Below are 19,800 nucleotides of genomic sequence, written 5' to 3' on the forward strand. Positions count from 1 at the left end.
CTGAGCGTGGCGCTGGTCGGGCATGATGTCGCTGCCCCGACCGCAGGCCGAGAAGAGAGGCAGTCGATGAGCGCGACCAGCACCCAGACGGTGGCGGTGCCCGGCGCGCGGCTGCACTGCGAGGTCAGGGGCTGCGGGCCGATGCTGCTGCTGATTGCCGGCGCGGCCGCCGACGCGCGCGCCATGGCCGGGCTGGCCACCCGGCTCGCGGCGAAGTACCTGACGGTCACCTATGACATGCGAGGCCTGTCGCGCAGCGTGCTGGACGGTCCGGCCGCGGATGTCGGCATCGAGGTGCTGGCCGACGACGCGCACCGGATCCTGACAGCGTTGAGCTCGGAGCCTGCCTACGTGCTCGGCTCCAGCGGCGGGGGCCTGGTCGGGCTGGAGCTGGCCGCCCGGCACCCTGAGCAGGTGCGGGCCCTGATCGCGCACGAGCCCGCGGCGATGACGCTGTTGCCCTACAGCCAGCAGTGGCAGGACTTCGTCGATGAGCTCGAGGACCTTCACCGGCGCCACGGAGCCGGCGTCGCGATGGGCCGGTTCCTGGACGGCATCGAGGCGGTCCCCGGGCCTGGCACCTCCCGGATCGGCCGGCTGAGCCCGCGGCTGGCGGATCAGCTACCGGACGTGTCCCGGATGTCGCCGCGGACCCGCGCGTTGATGCGCCGGTCGCAGGCCAACATGGATCACTTCTTCACCCATCAGATCCGCCGGGCGGCCGGCTACCTCCCTGATATCGAGGCCTTGGCCAGGATCAGCAGCAGGATCGTGATCGGAGTGGGAGTGGCCTCCGGTGGGCAGGCGCCTCAGGTGGCCGCGCGTGAGGTGGCACGGCGCCTCGGTGTCGACGTCGTGGAATTCCCGGGCGATCACCAGGGATACGCGACCGCGTCCGCCGAATTCGCTCGCGCCGTGGACCGCGTGCTGTCCTCGGAGTGAGTCCGACCAGGCCACCGAGATCGGCGCATCGCCGAAGAGGCGCCGGCGGGGCGGCCGGCGCACGATCGTCGGGAGCCGGCCGCGCGGCCGGACGAGGGCGGGTCGGGATGCGTGGTGAGTGGACCGGGGTGACGTGACGGAGTCAGCGCCGCGCCAGTCGCCGTTGGCGACGATCCGGGAGCTGGTCGGGTCACCGGGGCGCACCCATCCCTACCCCCGCTATGAGCTGTTGCGCGAGCACGGCGCCGTCGTCGCCGTCCGACCCGGGCTGATGGTCGTGGTCGGTTACGCCGAATGCGACGCCGCATTGCGCGATAGCCGGCTGCGGGTGCAGGACGGACTGAGCTATGACGCCATCTACCCTGACTGGCGCGAGCATCCCGCGTTGCGCGGCTATATCGACTCGATGCTGTACCGCAATCCGCCTGACCACGCGCGCATGCGCCGGTTGGTGAGCAGTGGCTTCACCCCGCGCCGGGTCAACGGCTTGCGTCCTGCCATCGAGCAGCTGATCGATCGACTGCTGGATCGGCTGGCCGAAGCCGGCGGGGCAGGCGCTCCGGTCGACTTCATCGCCGAGTTCGCCTCCCGGCTGCCGATCGCGGTGATCAGCGCCCTGCTGGGAGTGCCCGAGCAGGATCAGGCGTGGTTTCGCCGGATCGCCGCCGACGTGACGATCGCACTGGAGGGAATCACCAATCTCGACGCGCTGTCTGTTGCCGATGCGGCCATGCGGGACCTCAGCGCCTATTTCGTGGCCCTGATCGAGCGCCGCCGGCCCGAGCCGGCCGACGACGTGATCAGCGTGCTGGCGCATTCCGGTGTGGAGCGGCTCAACCAGCAGGAGCTGGTGGCCAACATGATGCTGCTGCTGACCGCCGGGTTCGAGACGACCAGCTTCCTGCTCGGGCACTGCCTGCTGCTGGCCTGCCAGCATCCCGACCTGGCCCGGCGACTGCGTGCCGAACCGGGCTTCTCGGTCAACTACGTGGAAGAGACGCTGCGGTTCGAGGCGCCGGTGCAGGCAACCAGCCGGTGGGCCGCTACCGAGCTGAGGCTGCTGGGTCACGCGGTGCCGGCCGGCACCAAATTGGTGCTCATCCTGGGAGCGGCCAACCGGGATCCGCGCCGCTTCGCCGACCCGGACCGGTTCGACCCTGACCGCGGCGACATCCAACCGCTGAGCTTCGGCGCCGGCAGCCATTTCTGCCTGGGCGCGCCGCTGTCCCGGATGGAGGCCCAGATCGCTTTGCCCAGGTTGCTGCGCCGGTTTCCGGAGCTTGCCCTCGCCGGAGCGCCGGTGCGCCGCGACACCTGGGTGGGCCGCGGCTTGGACGAGCTGCCGATCAGCCTGGGTCAGAAGTTGCCGGCCCGGGCGGGCGCCTGACGCAGGGCGTCAGCGGGCAGCACGCTCAGGACGCGCGACTGGCGGCCTTGCGAGCCAGCCACGACTCGTGGGCGGCTCGCACCTTGGTCCACAACGCCTCGCGTCGCTCGGGTTCGAGGTCGGTGAGTCCGAGGGCGAAGACGTCGGCCAGCGCTTCGAACCATTCGTCCCGGGTGCTCAGCTCCCGGACCGTCCGGCCGGTGCTGTCGACACGGCGCAGCAGGCAGCCGGTCAGGGTGTCGATGCTGCTCGCGTCGCGGCGCATGACAGTCAGCGCGCGCACCAGCCGCGATTCCGGCGAGCTCACCAGGTAGTGGTGCCATCGATGAAATTCCTGCTGGCGGGCCGGCTCCATCCGAATGTCGATACCGGTCACCGAACCGCGCGGGTCGTGATCCAGCCGGAGGCCGCCGGGTTCGGCCCTCGAGCGGCTCAGCCGGTAGTTGAACGGGCCCTGCTGGTGGGGTCCCGGCCTGGCCGGCACGGGCTCGTGCAGGCCGTCCCCGAGCCCGACGTCGACCAGCCAGTCGAGTCCGTCGAGCTTGACCGACAAGGCCATGTGCGGCGCGACGTCGGCGTTGACGGCCGGCATCCCGGCGCTGGCCTGGACTCCGGCGGCATGCCTGGTGACCTGGTAGCCCAGTGCCGCCAGCAGCACCGAGAAGGCGGTGTTGAGTTGCACGCAATAGCCACCCCGACCGCGCAGGATCCGGTTCACCGCATGGTGTGGCTGCACCGACGTCCACCGGCCGAGCTGGATGTCGATGACCTCGTAGGGAACCCGCTCGACATGTGCTCGGTGCAACCCGAACAGCCCCTCGACCGACGGCTGGCCGGGATCGGTGACTTGCAGCCGGCGCAGGTAGCAGGCCACGCCCTCGGCTGAGATGACTGGCATCGGTTCTCCTCAGCGCGGCCGGCTCGAGCTGGCCGGGTGAGACGACTCCTTCCATCCTCAGCGTGGCGCCGACCGGCGCCACCTCTGAGAGTGCCGGCTGAACAAGGGCAATCGCCGGCAGCTGGGCACGGGTCCGCAACAGGAGAGGTGGCCGGCAGCGTGCGCGGAGCGAGGATTGATCAAGCCCGGCGTTCCACGCCCGCGCACCGCTCGCTTTCGCGGCCAGCGCAGCCCTGTACTGAAAGGCGAACAGATGCCCGACCTTCCTCGGGCTGTGGCCGCATCGCTCGAGCGGCCACGGGTCGCAGCGGGTGCGGAGTCGCCGGACTCCACGCCAGGATGTCAGGACCCCGACGCCCCGGCTCGCTGGGAGGATCAGCTGCCGGCTCTGATCAACCGGCTGGGACTGGCAACCGACGGCGTCGTGCAGGTCGGGGCGCACGTCGGCCAGGAGGTGCCGGCCCTGACCCGGTGCGGGTTCCGCCGGCTGGTGATGGTAGAGCCCAATTCCGACCACACCGCGGCGTTGCGGCGGCAGTTGCACCTGCACCACCTCGACGCCGGCCTGCCCGTCCCCGTCGACGGCCTGCCAGCCCGCGAGGTGGTGCTGGCCGCGGCCGGCCGCGAGCGTGGCCAGGTGGTGCTGCACGTCACCGAGTACGACCAGCAGGCCAGCATGCTGATGCCGCTGTCGCCGATGGCGGTGATCCGCCAGGACACGATCGCGGTGATTCCGGTGCGCGAGGTGCAGGCCGGTTGCAACGTGCTGGTCATCGACGCCCAGGGCGCGGAGCTCGAGGTGCTGGCGGGTACCGACCTGAGCCGGTTGCAACTGGCCGTCATCGAGGGCAGCACCTGGGCGCGGTATGACGGGGGAGCCACCCTGGAGTCGATCGGGGGCTACATGCGCTCGCGGGGCTGGGCCCAGATCGCGTACTGGGCCCACGCCCGACCGCACGTGGCCGACGTCGCGTGGCTGGCGCCGCCGTCCCAGCCGGCTGATCCGCCCTGAGCGTGGGGCAGCGCCGGCAACGGCTCAGACGTGGAAGGTCTTGGCGAACTCGGTGAGCAGCTCGGGGTCACCGGTCACCCGGACGCTGCCGCTTTCAAGGGCCTCTGACGGGGTGACCCTGCCGGTGAGCAGGGCTGCCAGAGCGTGGCCGGTCTCGATCACCAGGTCGGGATCGGCCTGCGGGCCGTCAACGAGGCCCAGCTCGCCGTCCTGCACGGTCAGGCCGATGACGACCCCGTTGACCCTCAGCTCGTAGCTGACCGGCACCGGCGGCTTCGGCGAGCCGGCAGCCCAATAGAGCGCGCGCATGCCCATCAGCAGCGAGGCGGGCGTGTAGATGTCATCGTCGTCCGGCGGACCCATCGACTGGGCGCCCCAGAGGCCCAGTCGCAGCAGGATGTCGTCGAGTTCGCGACCGTAGTCGGTGAGCTCGTAGACCACCGCGGTCGCCGGACGGGGCAGGATGCGCCGCTGCAGCACTCCGGACTGCTCCAGCTCCTTCAACCGGGCCGACAGGACGTTGGTCGGTATCCGCGGCAGGCCCTGCCGCAGGTCGGTGAAACGCTTGGGTCCGAGGATCAGATCCCGGACGATGAGCAGCGCCCAGCGCTCGCCGACGATCTCCAGGGCACGGCTCAGCCCGCAGATCTGTCCGTAGCTTCGACGCGCCATACGCCGGGACTCTACAGCCTGGTTGTTTTGCGAGAGAGGCAATCTTGGGCAAATTGTTCTGAATATCCAAGGGCCTGAACGCCGTTTGCAAGTATTAGATGGGGTTGGACGGCCATTGAGACAAGTTGCCCTCGTTAGCCCTCAGAGCTGCTCGGACTCCAATCGGTGAAAGTCACCGCCGAAGAACAGTAGCGCGTTCCGCCTGAAACTGCGGCCGAGGTCGAGAACCGCCCCCAGAAAGATCGAGTGGTCACCGCCCTCGTAGACCGCTGCCAGCCGGCACTCCAACCAGGCCAGCGTTCCGCTCACGATCGGCACCCCGGTGTGCCGGCCCGGCGTCCAGTCGATCACGTCGAATTCCCGATCGCCCCGGGGCCGGCTCCGATCGGCGAAGTAGCGGGCCACCGGCTCCTGAGCGGTGGACAGCACCGAGATGGCAAACGATCGGCCCTGCAGGATCGCCTGGTGCATGACCGCGTCCCGAAGGACGCAGACCAGCACCAGCGGCGGGTCCAAGGACACCGAGGTGAACGAGTTCGCCGTCATGCCGTGCGGCGTCGTGTCGCCGTTGGCGGTGACGACCGTGATCCCGGTGGCGAACATCCCCATGACGTCCCGGAACTCGTTGCTATCCTGGGCCACCGGTGTGCCGCCGGCCCGCGGATCGAGCATCCGATCAGCTCGCGCCATCGGCCGGGGTCTTAGCGGGAGTCGCCGCCGAGCTCACGTAGTTGCCGGCCGGAGCCGAAGAGGTGATCGCGTACGGCGCCAGCGCCGCGCGCAACACCTCCGGCACCCTGGTCGGCTTGGTGTCGGTGTTCGGCCCGCGCATGCAGGCGATCCGCTGCCGCCCCCGGGCCACCAGCACCTCCATATCGTCGCGAAGCCGGACGTAGTCGAAGGCGAAACCGATCTGGGTCTGAGTCAGGTCCTCCAGCCGCATCCTGATCGAGAGCTCGTCGAACGCGCCGATCTCCACCATGTACTCACACTCGCACTTGAGCGTGAACAGCTTTAGATCGTTGCGCAAATCCTCCAGCACGGCCGCCGCCCGATCCTTCAGGAACATCTCCCGGCAGCGGCCCTGCCATCTCAGGTAGTTGACGTAGTAGACATTGCCCACCAAGTTCGTCTCCTCGAAACCAACCAGGTGCCGGTATTCGTAGTACTGCTCCACGGTCAGTTCTCGCCTTCGGTCAGCATGGTGAACACCACCGTGTCCTTGACATCGCGCACCGTGGTCGGGAACGTGGTGATCCGGGCCGTGCCCGAACGCAGGCTCACCCAGCGGTCACCCCGCTGCTCGCCGACCGTGATCGGCTCGATCCGAGCCCTGCCCACCTTGCGCAGGCACTCCACCGCACCCCACACCCGGGTGGCCGCCAGTGACAGATCCTCCTGCCGCTCAGCGGCGAGCAGCTGCGCCAGGGCGAACGGCTCCCGGCCGAGCAGATCGGCCCAGTCCTGCTCGGACCTGCTGGTGACCACTTCCACGTCACAGCTCACCGGTTGCGACCCGCCCGCGACCACGAAGGTCAGCCCGGCCGTGTGCGAGGCCGAGACCTCGCTGCCGCCGCCGACCTCGGGCTTGCCGTCGGGACGGTAGCGCACCGTCGTCGGCTCGCCCAGCGCCCAGCTGAGCGCCTGGGCGGTCTGCTCCCGCCGAGCGGCCTGGCCGTGGGCCGGGGAGGGGCCGTCGGGCACCACCCCGCACCGCAGGCTGATGCCGTCCAGGCCCAGTTCGGTACGCCGCTCCAGGTAGGGCCCGAGCAGGCTGGCAAGCCACGGACCGGCTCCGTCCTGCTTGCGGACCGCCTGCAGCCGCAGGCCCTCCCAGCGCTCGACCAGCTTGCCCTCGGCGTCGAGGACATCGAGGTCATAGAGGTAGGTGTCACCGTCGCGCAGGCGTTCCACCGCGTGCAGCGTGACCTTCTCACAGCCCTGCACGTCGCGGCGATCGGCCAGGTACAGCCGTTCGATGCCGGCCGGCAGCAGCGTCGCGTCCGGCACGCAGCATTGGATGCTGTGCATCATGGCGTCCCGGGTCCCTGGATCGGCCAGCACCAGTTCCTGGGTGAGGAAGCTCGCGAACCAGTCCTGCGAACTCGAGTTGCCGATCTCGGCGACGCAGCCCTTGGCAGCCAACTGCTGGTAGCCCCGCAGCCGCTGGAACCGCCCGCCCTGGAACAGGACCGAGCCGTACAGGTCCCGGGCCGCGTCCAGCGGCAGCAACTGAGAAGGGCTTGGCGGGTTGACCGTCCCGGCCAGCTGCTGGGAGTACCGCAAGGTCGCCCGGAAGTGGTCGGCCTGAAAGCCGGTGTCACTGCTGCGGATGACCGTCTCGACGTCGCCGTCCTCGGTGACCAGCGCCGCGATCCGGATCGTGGTGTGGCCGTCGACCGGCACCACGATCGGGCGCAGGAACTCCACGTCGGTGAGCACCGGCGGTCGCTCGTGGCCGGTCAGGACGGTGGCGGCCTGCGCCATCGCCTCCATTCCCAGCACCGCCGGGAACAGCAGGTCGCCGTCGAGCAGGTGGTCGGCAAGGTAGAGATCGCCGGTGGCCGACAAGTCGGCGTCAGCGACCAGCTCGATGCCGGGGTAGTACACCTGCGTCCGGTCCAGGAACCGCAACAGGGGAATCTCGTGCTGCTCGAGCGTGATCGTCGGCAGCCCCTCCGCGCGGCCCATCACCACCATGGTGGTGGGCGCGCTCGGATCGGCGAGCACCCTGCTCAGGATCTCGATGCCGTCCTCCGTCCTGATCGGCGAGATGCCTTCGCGCATCAACGACTCCAGCACCCCCAGCCGCTCACCCATGCCCGAGCCCGACCACACCGACCATTCCAGTGCGACGCACCGGCAATCGGGGTAGTCCTCGGCGACCCGGCAGGTCAGATCGGTCAGCCAGTCGTTGGCGGTGGCGTAGTCGGCCTCACCTCGCAGGCCGGCCCGGCCGATGATGCTGCCGAAGGTGACCAGCAGCCGCAGCGAGCCGGGATCGGTCGCCGCGAGCACCGCCTCCAACCCGCCGATCTTGGGCGCCAGGGTGCGCTCGAAGGAGGATTGGTCAAGGCTGAGCAGCGAGTTCGGCTCATTGCGTCCGGCGCCGTGCAGGATGCCGGTGACCGGCCCGAGGGTGTCACGGATCTCCTCGACCGCGGCCTTCACCTCATCGGCAGAGGTGACATCGGCCCGGACGTAGCGGTAACGCACCCCGGCCGCGGCCATCCGCTCCAGGTTGGCAGCCAGTTCGGCGTCGCCGTCCGGGCCGGACCGGCCGAGCAGGCCGACCGCCGCGCCGGTGTCCTGGGCGAGCGAGAGCGCGCACTCAGCCGTGATTCCCTTGCCGCCACCGGTGACCAGCAGGACGTCCTGCGGGCCCAACGGCGGTTTGCCGTCGGCAGCTGGGGTGAGCCGCAACGGGCGCAGCACCGGAACCCGGCGAGCCCCCGCAGCGTCGTAGCTGACCTCGCTGAAGCCGTCGGTGGCAGCGACGTCGGCGACGATTGCGCCTACCGCGGCCGTCACCCGGTCAGCGCTCAGATCCAGTGGCAACGGCAGGCTGACCACCGTGGTCGACACCGTCGGAGCCTCCAGGCACAGCGTCTTGGCCAGGCCGGCCGCACCGCGCCGATCGCCGACCACCACGAAGCGAGCCGGCGCCGGCAGAGCCAGCACCGCCTTGGCAGCGGCCAGCATCAACGGGACGTGGCTCTCGTCGCAGTCGCGCGGCAGGCAGAGCACGACTCCGCTGCCGAGGCCGGCGCTGAGCAAGGCCTGCCGGAGCCCGGCGGCCAGCGGGTGCCGCTCGCTGGCGAACACCTCCCAGTCACCGGCGCCCGTAGGACCGGCAGCCGGTCCGGCCGCCCCCGTCACCTGGTCGATGGCGAAGGCCCGCACCCAGGGCGCGACACCCAGCGCGGCGGCTGTCGGCTCCTCGGCCGCTAGAGCGCTCTCACCCAGCTCATCGAGCATCTGGGCAAGCTGGGCCAGGGTGGAGGTGGCGAACGTCGAAGTCGCCATCGGAGCGGTCAACCCCAGTTCACGCGAGGCCTGGTTGACGATCTGGCCGACCGTGATCGAGCTCAGGTGCAGCTCGTCCAGCGGGTGGCTGCTGGCGCTGACAGCCTCCAGCGGCAACTCGGCCCGCTCGGCCGCCAGCCGGCGAAGGACATCCACCGCGCTCTGCGGCGGACCGGCGGGCGCCTGCCCCGTCGTGCCCGGCGCGGCCGGGCTCTCGGGTTGGGACGGCATGCCGCCGGGCGGTACCGGTGCTGGCGCCGTGCTGAGCGCGGCGGCCGGCAGCGTGGTGCTGGCAGGCGCCGCAAGCGTGGCCGACAGCCCCGCCATTCCCAACTCGTCCGCAGGCGCCTGCTCACAGGGACTGGCGAAGAACCGGAACTGCTTGCCGGGTTCCAGGATGCGGGTGAACCGGTCCCGGTACAGCTCGGCATGCCGGACCGGGGCACCGAGGACGTAGCACGCCGCGACCGCTCGCAGCAGGCCTGCCAGTGAGTTGCTGTCGGTTTCGAGCGAGATCGTCACGACGGACGGGGCGATCTCGCTGGCCAGCCCGCGCAGGATGGTGCCGGGCCCCACTTCGAGCAGCAGGTCGACATCACCGGCCAGAGCGGTCACCGCCTCGGTGAAGCGCACCGGTTCGCGGACTTGGCGCACCAGCAGCTCCGGCAGATCCGAGTCGGCGGCCAGGGTGTCACCGGTGACCGTGGACACCACCCGGCGTCGCACCTCTGAGAACTGGTGGGTACCCAGGTGGCTCCGCAACGCATCGGCGGCCGGAGCCACCAGCTCGGAGTGGAAGGCGTGGGACACCGGCAGCCGCATCGCGGTCAATCCCTGGGCCGAGGCCTTGGCGCAGATTCGATCTACGGCGTCGGCCGGCCCGGACACGACGGTCTGGTGCGGGCCGTTGTAGCCGGCGATGCCCACCGGCTCGCCCTCCAGCATCGGCGTGACCAACTCGGGCCCGGCCATCACACCGGCCATGGCGCCGTTGTCGCTGCTGGTCTCGGCCATGATCCGGCCGCGGGCGGCGGCGATCGAGAGCAGGGTCGCCTCGTCGTAGGCGCCGGCCCAGTGCAGCGCGGTCAGTTCACCGAGGCTGTGCCCGGCGGCGGCCGCGCCCTCTATCCCGAGCAACCGCAACAGCCGGAGGCCCGCCACCGAGGCGGTGGCGATTCTCGGCTGAGCCACCGCCGTGTCGGCCAGGTTTGCTCCCTTGGACAGCGGGTGGTCGCGGTAGAGCTGCTCGACCACCTCGAAGCGGCGGCCGATGGCGCCACCGTCACCGCGCCGCCCTGCGCCCTGGCCGGGGAACAGGAATCCGATCCGGGGCTTGCCGGCGGCGTTGCCGAGAAACACCCCACCCTCCGCGTCGAGCACTGACCGGGCGCCGTTGTCCAGCAGCATCAACAGCTTGCCGAACTGGCTCTCGGCCTGCTCCGGAGTGCTGAGGACCACCGCAGCCCTGACCGGGCGGTCGGCCAGGCCGGCCTCGAGGGTGCCGGCCAGGTCACTGAGCTCGGCGAAGGACATCCGGGTCGACATGGCCGCAAGCTGGCTGATCCTGCCGCGCAGGTCGGCGATGCTGCTGGCGTCGATCAGCAGCAGTTCGCAGTCCTGCCGAGAGCGCACCAGCTGCTTGACCTCGGCCGCGATCTCGGTTCGGCGCTCGCTGCCGGACTGCTGCTCGAGCACCATGTGGGTGTTGATGCCGCCGAAGCCCATCGAGGACACCCCGACCCGGATCGGTCCGCTCTCCGGCCACAGCTCTGCCGAGCTGGGGACCCGCAACCCGGGCCGGTCGCCGAGCAACTCCGCATGCGGGTCGACGTGCCCGGTCGCCGGCGGGATCACCTGGTGGTGGATGGCCAGGATGGCCTTGAGCAGGCCACCGACTCCAGCCGCTCCCTTGGTGTGCCCGATGTTGCCCTTCAGCGTGCTGATCGCGGCCGGCGCCGCCTCGGGGTCGGCCAGCCGGCGGGCGGTGGACAGGGCGCGCAGCTCGGTGGCGTCACCGACCGCGGTGCCGGTGCCGTGCCCCTCGATGTAATTGACGGTCTCGAAGCCGAAACCGGCGCGGCGATAGGCGCGTTCGATGGCCAGCTGGTGCCCGGCCGCCTCCGGACGGGTGATCCCGCCCTTGCCGTCGGAGGAGTAACCCCAGCCGACGATGCTGGCGTAGCGCTTGAGGCCGCGGGCGATCGCGTCCTCCTCACGCATCAGGACCAGCATCCCGCAGCCCTCACCGGGCCAGAACCCGTTGGAGTGCTGGTCATAGACCCGCATCTCCCCAGAGGCCAGCGCGCCGGTCTTGGAGAACCCGATCACCTCGAACGGATCGATGCTCAGGTCGACCCCGCCGGCGATCACCGTGTCGAGGTCTCCGTCGGACAGCGCGTTGCACGCGGTGGTCACCGACAGCAGCGAGGACGCGCAGGCGCCGTCGACGGTGTACCCGCCGCCGTGAAGGTCGAAGTGGTTGCAGACCCGGCCGGCGATGGTGTTGGCCAGCCCGCCGGCCAGCGTGTCCTCGTCCACCGGCGCGAACGGGCTCTTGTAACGGGTCTCGAGCTGGTCGAGGAACCCGCTCAGCGCGGCGTCGTCCCAGCCCTGCTCGCGCAGCGCGGCGCCGACGGTACGCCGGACGTAGGGCCAACGCAGCCGCATCACGCTCGCCCGGCTGAACTCGCCGGTCAGGGTGTTACCTATCACCACACCGGTGTTCTTGCGGTCCAGGCCCTCTCCGTTGGGGAATCCGGCGTCGGCCAGTGCCCGAGCGGCGGTGTCCAGCGCGAGCCAGTGCGTCAGGTCGGTGGAGCGGTAGGTGCTGCCGGCCACCCGGTACTTGACCCGGTCGAACTCGAAGCCCTCGATGACCGCGGCCTTCTGCGCGTAGAACCGGTCCGGGGCGGCCGGGTCAGGGGAGTAGTAGTCCTCCAGCCGCATCCGCTCGTCGGGGATCTGGCGGAAGGCCCGCCGCCCGGCTAGCACGTTCTTCCATAGATCATCAGGGGAATCGGCGTCAGGATAGCGGCAGGAGATGCCGACTACTGCGATTCGATCTGCACTCATACTGCCACCGCCGCGGGGTTCGGTCCCATGGGACGCTCGACGCCGGCCGCTGCCGCGGCTCGACGCTGCTTGGACTTGTTGATGAAGTGCGCGGCCCACCAGCCCAGACCGCGCAGGCCGCACACCGCGGTGGTGGCGAAGAACAGCGTGTAGACAACGTTGAACTGCATCATCACGGCGTACACGAAGGCGACCGATGCGCCGAAGATGAATTGGTTGCGTGCCTTGAACGGCGTGGTGCCGGGGTCGGTGATCATGTAGTTGGTGAACAGCACGAACGCGACTCCGGTCATCGCGCCGAGCGCGGAGAACAGCGAGACATCCCAGATCCAGTGCCGGACGAAGGCCTGGATGGCGAAGCCGCCCATCCAGCCCACGATCAGCGCCACCTTCTTGGTGAGCATCGCGTTGATCACCGTTCCGGCGGTGGCGATGATCAGCGGAATCATCACCCGGAAGAAGGTGTTGGCGTTCTCGGTGAACTGGTAGGGCGGGGCGATGCTGCACCAGTGGCTGAAGCAGAGCAGCACCGCGGTGATGCCGAAGTTGGACGGGTTCATGAAGTGCCGCATCCGGCCGGCGATCGGCGCCTGCAGGACGTGCTTTGCGCCGACACCCACGACGATGCCGAAGGCCACCGGCCAGAACTGGTTGTTGGCGTAGAGCAGCATGTTGACGGCCAGGGCGGTGATGTGAGCCGGTAGCAGTGCCTCGTAGAGGCCCCGCACGCCATTGCCCCTGAACTTCGCCGGCCGCCGGTAGACCCAGGCGCTGATGCTCTCGAAGACGATCTCGGTGGCATAGCCCACCAGGATCGACAGGATCGGCCACAACCACGGTTGCTCGAAGCCGAGCCATGCGTAACCGAAGATGTTGAGCACGCTGATCGAGATGGCGAAGTTTCGCAGCGCGATGTAGCGAGCGTCCGGCTTCGGCTTGCTGGCAGCCACGATGGGCGCTGTCGGCGCCGCCGGGCTGGATGCTGGTTGCTGCTGGACAGTGGCGGTCATCGGCTTGAAACCTCCTGGACAGTGTCCGTCAGGACGAGAGAGTGGACGCCAGGCGTCATCTGAACCTTTTGCTGGTGGAGTTGGCCCTTGACGTCGCGCCATTGCAGCTCCACGTCGGCCGGACCGCTGTAGTCACCGAGTCCGAAGTGAACCTCGAAGCTTCGGAAACCGCCGTGGCCGCCACCGCCGTCAAGCTGAGAGATCCTCTTCCCGTTCGGGGTGGTCACGGTCACCGTCGCGTTGTAGGCCGGCGTTCCGATGTTGGCCAGACCGCTGCCGGCGACCGCGCTGCTGTCACTGGCAGGGCGGTAGAGGTGCAGGTTGAGGTAGTTGCCCTTGTTCGGGGACTGGTTGGCGTAGAAGGCCGGTGGGCCCCACTGCCGGGCGATCGCGAAGTCCAGGGCACCGGTGCCGGTGGTGTCAGCCGTAGCGAGCCCCCGGGTCGGAATGGGAACGTCGGTGCCGATCTTGGAGCTGATGTTGACGTACTCGCCGTCGGAGTTCTTGGCGTAGAAGGCCATGTGCTGGTCACCGGCGATGTCGTCACCGGGTCCGGCGTTCGGCCACATCGCAGGGTTGCTGAGCAGGTCGTCGTTCGTCATGGCCATCTCCTGCAGCCAGGGCCACCGGTCGATCTCGCCCTTGACGAATCCGGTCGTCTGCAGCACGGACAGGTCGCCGTTGTTGAGGAAGTCGCCCATCTTGACGTCCCAGCACCAGCCGGTCCACGCCATTCCGTACTTCACAGCCTCCTGCTTGAAGGGCGCGATACCGGCGTCCAGCTTCTTCTTCATCGTGGCCTTGTCCTTGGCCTCGTTGATGAAGATGAAGTTGCCTTCCTGCAGGCCCCACTTGACAGTGATGTTGCTGACCGCGATGTCGAACCTGCCGGTGCCGTTGAGGTCGCCGAAGTCCACGCCCATGCCCTTGAACGAGTCCTTGCCGAGCACGAAGGACTTGGCGGTGGCCGGCCCGCGCTGACCGCTGGCTTCCTTGAACCTGATGTTGCCCGGAACCGAGACGTTGTGCAGCAGGTGGTCGTGGCCGAAGTCGTTGGCGATGTAGATGTCGGGCAATCCACTGCCGGTCAGGTCCGCCCCGGCGATGGCCAGGGTCCAACCGGTGGAGGCCTGGTAGGGGACAGCGCCTTGCTGCTCGACGTAGGAGGCGGTCGGCTTGTCACCGGAGGTCGCGCTGTGCCAGCGCAGCACCCGCTCACCGCCGCCGTTCTTGGCGGTGGCCAGCGAGTCGTTCATCCTGACGTTGTTCTGCCCGTTCGGGTTCAGCACGTCGGACTCGGGGAAGTAGTTGCCGATGATGATGTCGGGGTTGCCGTCGCCGTCGAGGTCACCGACGAAGTTGGCGTCGGTGTGCCACCGCGGGCCGTGATACCTGCCGTCCAGGGACTGCGAGGGGACCAGCTCCTGCGGGTGGTAAGCGGCATTGGACAGCGGAGCGGTGGCGCTGCTCTTGGCCAGGAACAGGATCGGGGTACGGCCCCAGTAGGTGACCAGCAGGTCCATCCGGCTGTCGCCGTTGAAGTCACCGGGGTTGCAGCCCATTGGCGCCATCGCGTTGTCCATGGGCAGCGGGCTGGGGTCGAGCACGAACGGCGGGAACTGGTCGGCCGCCGGCGCGGTCGGCGTGTAGGTCACGACCACGTCGTTGGTCCGGGTGTCCACGATGCACATGCCGTTGGAGCGGCCGTTGCCGACCAGGTCGTTGATCGCGATGCTGGCGCCGACCGAGGAGACCCAGGCGGCGATCTTCTTGTACGCGCGGTTGACCGGTCGGATGGTTTCCATCTTCTGGTCGTTGTATCCGGCGGGCATGGCGATAGGCATTTCTTTGAACTTGTACTGGGTGGCCACCGAGTCCGCGCCGTAGGTAGCCACCCGGCTCTGCGCCACCACGTATAGGGAGAGCAGGACCACGGCGGCTACCAGAGCGGGAATTAGCTTGCGGACACGTTCACGGGACACTGCCATGATCCACCCTTCGCGGAGTTACAAGTTCGACTGCTCTGATGCCGTCGTCGAGGTTCGAGTTCGGGCCCAACACGACGCGACGCCTGGGGTGCCGTCCTGCTGTGAGCACGCACCAGGACGAAACCTCAGGCGTCGGTTCGCCTGCCGGCCATTGCGTGCCGGGTTCGAATTGACCCGAAATGGCGTTGATCCAAGAATGCGACCCGGCCACACAACGGGCATCTCTTGCCTTGCTCGGCTGCCTCTTGTTGGCACTTTTCGCCTTTACTGACCGGGCTATTCGAGAACGTGACGTGAACCACTACCTGTTTCGAACACGAACGAGACGGGCGCCGGCGAACCGGCGGAGCTGCGAGTGGCTCGAGCACAGTCGGTGATGTCGGCACCGGTAGCCGGAACCGGGCAGCCGGAACCGGCCGGACGGCATGGCCGTTCGGCTATGGCCTTTCGGGCACTCAGTTGATTCGCAACCAGCTGCCGACCCGGCGCGCGGCCGCCATGCTTGCCCACGAGGTGGTGACGATCAACGCCTCGTCGCTGGGCTGTTCGGTCCGGAAGGCGTCGATGACCGAGTGGTCGACCTGGAAGGGCGCCAGCGCGGCGAGCAACGCGAGCCGGCCACTGGCCCGTTCGCCGGCCGGCAGCGCCAACACCTCGTCCTGGACCCAGGACCGGCTCAAGCCGAGCCGTTGGCCATCCCAACCGGCCAGCCGCGAGCGCAGCGCTGCCTGCACGGAAGGGGGAACGTGCTGCCGGCCGGCCGCGTCGATGGCCGCGCTGGCACGGGCGAACGCCTCGCCGACATGCGGGCTGCCGGCCGCCCACCACAGGTCCGGTGGCAGCGGCGCCGGGGGCAGCAGCTCCAACGAGGCGCCCGGCTGGTGCGTTCCCCGGGCGGCGGCGCTCATGAACCGGCCGAGCATCCGCAGCGCGCCGCGGCGGGCTCTGGCCGGAACGGCTGGCGGCAGCGGCGAGTCGGTGAGAAAGATGTCGACCATCCGGTTGAGGTACTGAAAGGTGACGGCGACGCCGGCGATCTCAGGCGCCTGTTCCTTCGGGAACGGCGCGTCCTGGGACTGGCTGTCCTGCCGGTTCCCCGACCGGCGCGCCCACTGGGCGGCCGCACGCACCTCGGGATCCGCGATCGAGTCGATGTTGTCGGAGGAGACCGCGGCCGCGGTCGGGCTGCCGAGCAGGCCGGACAGCGTCGCCGAGTGCACCGCGATGCAGTAGGGGCAGGCGTTGCCCAGTGATACTGCCGCCGCGACCGCTTCCTTGGCGCCCCGCGACACCTGGCCGTCAGCCACCAGCGACTCCCGGAGCATCATCCAGCTGGCGGCCAGCGGGCCGGGCGCCGGCGAGTGCAGCGCCACCGGCGGCGCCAGCATGCCGAAGTCCCGCTCGGCCTGCCGGTAGACCCTGCTCACTGTGTCGTCGGAGCCACCCATCCGGGCGGGCGTGACGTGCTTGACGTGATCCAGGGAGCGGCGAAGCGCCGATTGCAGAAGGGACCCGGCCATCGATGCTCCTTGCTATGGGGCAGGTGCTCACACTCGGCGTGGAGTCCAGGGCGGCGTCAGCCGGGACCGCCGCCCTGGTTCCCCCGTCAGTCGCCGAGAAGTTGCGCGACCATCTTGTTGGCCTGGTTGCGCGCGCTGGTGTCGCCGTCCGGCGCCGGCGCCCCGTAGCGGACGTCGATGCCCCGCGCCTGTGCCGCCCGGACGATCGCCGGCATGGCCCGCTCGGCCAGGGCCGCGATGGTCATCGCCGGATTGACGGTCAGCGCGCTGGGGACCGCCGAGCCGTCGGTGACGAAGATGCCCGGGTGGCCGCGCAGCTCGTGGTTGTCGTCCAGCGCCGAGGTGTTCGGGTCATCGCCGATCCGGCAGGACGCCAGCGGGTGCACCGTGTAGGCGCCCACCACCTCGTTGGTCCAGGGCATCACCTTGGCCAGGCCGTCCTTCTCCAGGATGCTCTTGACCGCGGCGTCGGACTTTGCCCAGCCGTTGAGGGTGTTCTTGGTCGGCTCGTACTTCAGCGGGCCCAGGCCGAACATCTGCTGGGACACCCGCATCGAGTTGCCGGTCGCCGGCGGCGGACCGAAGACGCCCTCGTTGTCGTCCTCGGACATGGTGAAGGTGGTCAGCCAGGACTTCCAGTGCCGCATCATCTCTTTCTTCTCCTTGCCGAACCAGGTCGGCCCGGTGGCGTCGGCGACCTGAGCCAGGATGGTGCCCAGCCCCGGCGGGAAGTACAGCTGCTCCAGGGAGAACCGGTCGTACTCCGGTAGCGAGCCGTCCAGCCAGTCCCAGCACGCGGCGACCGGGCCCTTGCCGATCTGGCCGGCCTCGAAGGCGATGCCGTCACCGCGGTCCAGGCCCAGAACCTCGCGAACCCGGTCCTCGTTCAGCACGGCGGTGTTGAGCCGTTCACCGTTTCCGGAGAAGTACTTTCCGACCGCGTCCGGCATGACGCCCAGGCTCGGCTCCGAGCGCTGCAGGATCACCGGCGTCGCGGCCGTGCCGGCGGCCAGCACGATCAGCTTGGCGTCGACGACGCCGCTGCCGGTCTGCACGCGGTAGTCGACCTCGTCCAGGGTGTTGTAGTGGACCCGGTAACCACCGTCGGAGTTGCGGGTGATCTGCTGCACCTCGTGCAGCGGCCGGATCTCGGCGCCGTGTGCGATCGCGGCCGGCAGGTAGTTGAGCAGCAGCGAGCGCTTGGCGTCGAACTTGCAGCCCGACATCATCCAGTTGCAGTTGGTGCACCGCGAGGTGTCGACCGCGGCCGGAACGGGATTGCAGGTGTGCCCGGCGTTGTCGCAGGCCGCGGCCCACAGCCCGCCGGCGTAGGGCACGGTCTCCCACTTCTGCTTGGTGATCGGCAACGCCTCGGCCACCCGGTCATACCAGGGTTCCAGGGTGTCCCGGCTCACCGCGGCCGGCCACATCCGGCGGCCGATGCTGCCCTTGCGGTCGAAGATGTAGCCCGGCGCGCGGGGCATGGTGGCGAAGTAGACGACGCTGCCGCCGCCGACGCAGTTGCCGCCGAGCACGCTCATGCCGTCGCCGACGGTGAACTCGAAGATCCGGGTCGTGGAGGATCCGAGCTTGAAGTCCTGGTCGTAGTCCTCGGCCTCCAGCCACGGGCCGCGTTCCAGCACCAGGACCCGGGCGCCGCCGGCTGCCAGGTGGTAGGCCGCGATGGCGCCGCCGAAGCCGCTGCCGATGACGAGGACGTCGGTGCTTTCGGTGCTGGTCATGCGGGGCTCCCGGAGGCGGTGGTGTTGGGGTGGATCTTGGCGAGCGGCCGGCCGTAGGTGTAGTCGGGGAACCGCCACAGGCCGTCAGCGTCCGGCGGCGCGAAGCCGAGGGTGAGCAGGCCGGGATGCCCGCTGGCCAGCGCGTCCGCGGTGTGCATGTGCGCACCGGTGTCCCAGGCCATGTTGGAGAACATCACCAGGTTGACCCAGCCCTGCCGCTCCGGGTGGTCCCACGCGGTCAGCCGCAGCACCATGGCGACCCGGTCGTCATAGTCGAGGCTGACGAACGCCGGCACCGTGTCGTCGAGCTCGATGCCCTTCTCGTTCGCGTAGTTCTGCGCGTGGCCGTTGAGCATCCCGGCCAGGCCACCCAGCCACTGGGACAACCCGCCGGCCTCTGACTCCAGCAGTTCGATGGCGCCCGCCGCCACCGAGCCGCCGTCGTGGGACACCCCTGCCACGGCCCGGTCGCCGGGCCAGCGCTTGTTGCCGGGAACGATCGTGTCGGCGAAGGCCTCGAGGGTCATCACCTTGATCTGCTCCTCGTCCGAGATAGCTGATTCCATAAGGTCTCTCCTGTCTGACAGAGCTGGATGAGCCGGCGCTGCCGGGGTCGCAAGCGCGATCAGCTGTCGAACTGCCCGGGCTTGCGGCCCTCGCCGGCCGGGCCTCGGTAGGCCTGCGCGATCTCGAGCCAGTGCTCGGCATCCGGGCCGACGGCAGTGATCGCCAGGTCCTTGTGGTGGCGGCGACGGGTGACCAGCAGGCAGAAGTCCGCGGCCGGGCCGCTGATCCGCTGGCTGGCGTTCTCGGGCCCGTAGTGCCATGAGTCGCCGGACGGCGCGGTCAGGTCGAAGCCGAATTCCACGTTCGGCCGGGGCTCGTCGCGAGCCAGGTATCCGAAGTCCCAGACGCGCACCGCGAACCCGCAGAGAAACCTGATGTGGTCGGTGTAGGTGCGCTGGACGCCGAGCGCGTCGGCGATGTCCTGGCCGTGCGCGAAGGCCTCCATCAGGCCGGCCATCATCAGCACGGGCGGTGGCAGCGGGTTGACCAGCCACGGCAGGATCTGGTCGGCCGGCAGCGCGGCCAGCGCGTCCACCGTGGCGTGCCGCTGGGCCTGCCAACGCGTGAAGAGCACCTCGGGCGGGTCGGACAGATAGCCACTCAACGCGTTGGCCACGTTGAGGGTGAAGTCGTTGTCGAGCTTCAGCATCATGGTGACGAAGCCGTCGGGGTCGGTGGCTGACAGCTCGGCCATCCGGTACGTCGCGGCCAGGTGCGCGACCTGATGCGCGATGGTCCAACCCGGGGCAGGCGTGGGCAACTGCCACTGCTCGTCGTCAAGGCCGGCCAGCAGCTTGTCGAGCTCGTCGCACTCTGCTGTCAACGCCCCGCTCGGGTCAGGAAGCTGGATCACTTGTCTTGTCCTCTCGCCACTGCTGCTCAGTAGGGATATTCCGGAATCGAGCGTGCTGCAGCGCCCCGGCGAGTGTCTTCTTTGCTCGTGCGTGAGCCAGGTTTTGGGCTA

14 protein-coding genes are annotated in these 19,800 nt (G+C 69.2%); 3 read left to right on the top strand and 11 right to left on the bottom strand.

What is annotated here, in order from left to right; genetic code table 11:
- The first annotated feature begins 66 nt into the window (after window positions 1-66).
- Both VF557_01920 and VF557_01925 read left to right on the top strand, forming a co-directional pair.
- Entirely contained in the window at window positions 67-942 is an 876-nt protein-coding gene (locus VF557_01920; GenBank protein HEX8078947.1) for an alpha/beta hydrolase, read from the top strand.
- Window positions 943-1,075: 133 nt separating this feature from the next.
- Entirely contained in the window at window positions 1,076-2,329 is a 1,254-nt protein-coding gene (locus VF557_01925) for a cytochrome P450 (GenBank protein ID HEX8078948.1), read from the top strand.
- A gap of 25 nt (window positions 2,330-2,354) precedes the next feature.
- Here VF557_01925 and VF557_01930 read toward each other — a convergent pair whose 3' ends face one another.
- Window positions 2,355-3,227: an arylamine N-acetyltransferase gene (locus VF557_01930; GenBank protein ID HEX8078949.1), complete on the bottom strand. Its 873-nt coding sequence runs from the start codon at window positions 3,225-3,227 to the stop codon at window positions 2,355-2,357.
- A 253-nt stretch (window positions 3,228-3,480) separates the two neighbouring features.
- Here VF557_01930 and VF557_01935 point away from each other — a divergent pair, with 253 nt between their 5' ends.
- Window positions 3,481-4,239, top strand: coding sequence for an FkbM family methyltransferase (locus VF557_01935; protein ID HEX8078950.1), 759 nt, complete (start codon window positions 3,481-3,483; stop codon window positions 4,237-4,239).
- A 24-nt stretch (window positions 4,240-4,263) separates the two neighbouring features.
- Here the strand turns inward: VF557_01935 and VF557_01940 are convergent, their stop codons facing one another.
- From VF557_01940 to VF557_01985, 10 genes are all read right to left on the bottom strand, one after another.
- Window positions 4,264-4,911 (bottom strand): winged helix-turn-helix transcriptional regulator, encoded by a 648-nt coding sequence (locus VF557_01940; GenBank protein HEX8078951.1) that lies wholly within the window; start codon window positions 4,909-4,911, stop codon window positions 4,264-4,266.
- Between the two features lie 141 nt (window positions 4,912-5,052).
- A complete protein-coding gene (locus VF557_01945) occupies window positions 5,053-5,601 on the bottom strand; it encodes a flavin reductase family protein (GenBank protein ID HEX8078952.1) in 549 nt (182 codons plus the stop codon).
- Entirely contained in the window at window positions 5,588-6,088 is a 501-nt protein-coding gene (locus tag VF557_01950) for an acyl-CoA thioesterase (GenBank protein ID HEX8078953.1), read from the bottom strand. Before VF557_01950 ends, VF557_01945 begins: the two co-directional genes overlap by 14 nt.
- A gap of 2 nt (window positions 6,089-6,090) precedes the next feature.
- A complete protein-coding gene (locus VF557_01955) occupies window positions 6,091-12,009 on the bottom strand; it encodes a type I polyketide synthase (protein ID HEX8078954.1) in 5,919 nt (1,972 codons plus the stop codon).
- Entirely contained in the window at window positions 12,006-13,019 is a 1,014-nt protein-coding gene (locus tag VF557_01960) for an enediyne biosynthesis protein UnbU (GenBank protein HEX8078955.1), read from the bottom strand. The genes VF557_01955 and VF557_01960 overlap by 4 nt, the downstream gene beginning before the upstream one ends.
- Window positions 13,016-15,007, bottom strand: coding sequence for a CRTAC1 family protein (locus VF557_01965; protein HEX8078956.1), 1,992 nt, complete (start codon window positions 15,005-15,007; stop codon window positions 13,016-13,018). The genes VF557_01960 and VF557_01965 overlap by 4 nt, the downstream gene beginning before the upstream one ends.
- A gap of 455 nt (window positions 15,008-15,462) precedes the next feature.
- Entirely contained in the window at window positions 15,463-16,527 is a 1,065-nt protein-coding gene (locus VF557_01970; protein ID HEX8078957.1) for a carboxymuconolactone decarboxylase family protein, read from the bottom strand.
- Between the two features lie 86 nt (window positions 16,528-16,613).
- Window positions 16,614-18,269, bottom strand: coding sequence for a GMC family oxidoreductase (locus tag VF557_01975; GenBank protein ID HEX8078958.1), 1,656 nt, complete (start codon window positions 18,267-18,269; stop codon window positions 16,614-16,616).
- Entirely contained in the window at window positions 18,266-18,835 is a 570-nt protein-coding gene (locus VF557_01980; GenBank protein HEX8078959.1) for a DUF5987 family protein, read from the bottom strand. Before VF557_01980 ends, VF557_01975 begins: the two co-directional genes overlap by 4 nt.
- A 59-nt stretch (window positions 18,836-18,894) precedes the next feature.
- Window positions 18,895-19,689, bottom strand: a complete 795-nt coding sequence (locus tag VF557_01985; GenBank protein ID HEX8078960.1) for a TIGR03084 family metal-binding protein — start codon at window positions 19,687-19,689, stop codon at window positions 18,895-18,897.
- Window positions 19,690-19,800 lie beyond the last annotated feature (111 nt).

The organism is Jatrophihabitans sp. (genome assembly GCA_036389035.1).
Lineage (GTDB): Bacteria > Actinomycetota > Actinomycetes > Mycobacteriales > Jatrophihabitantaceae > Jatrophihabitans_A.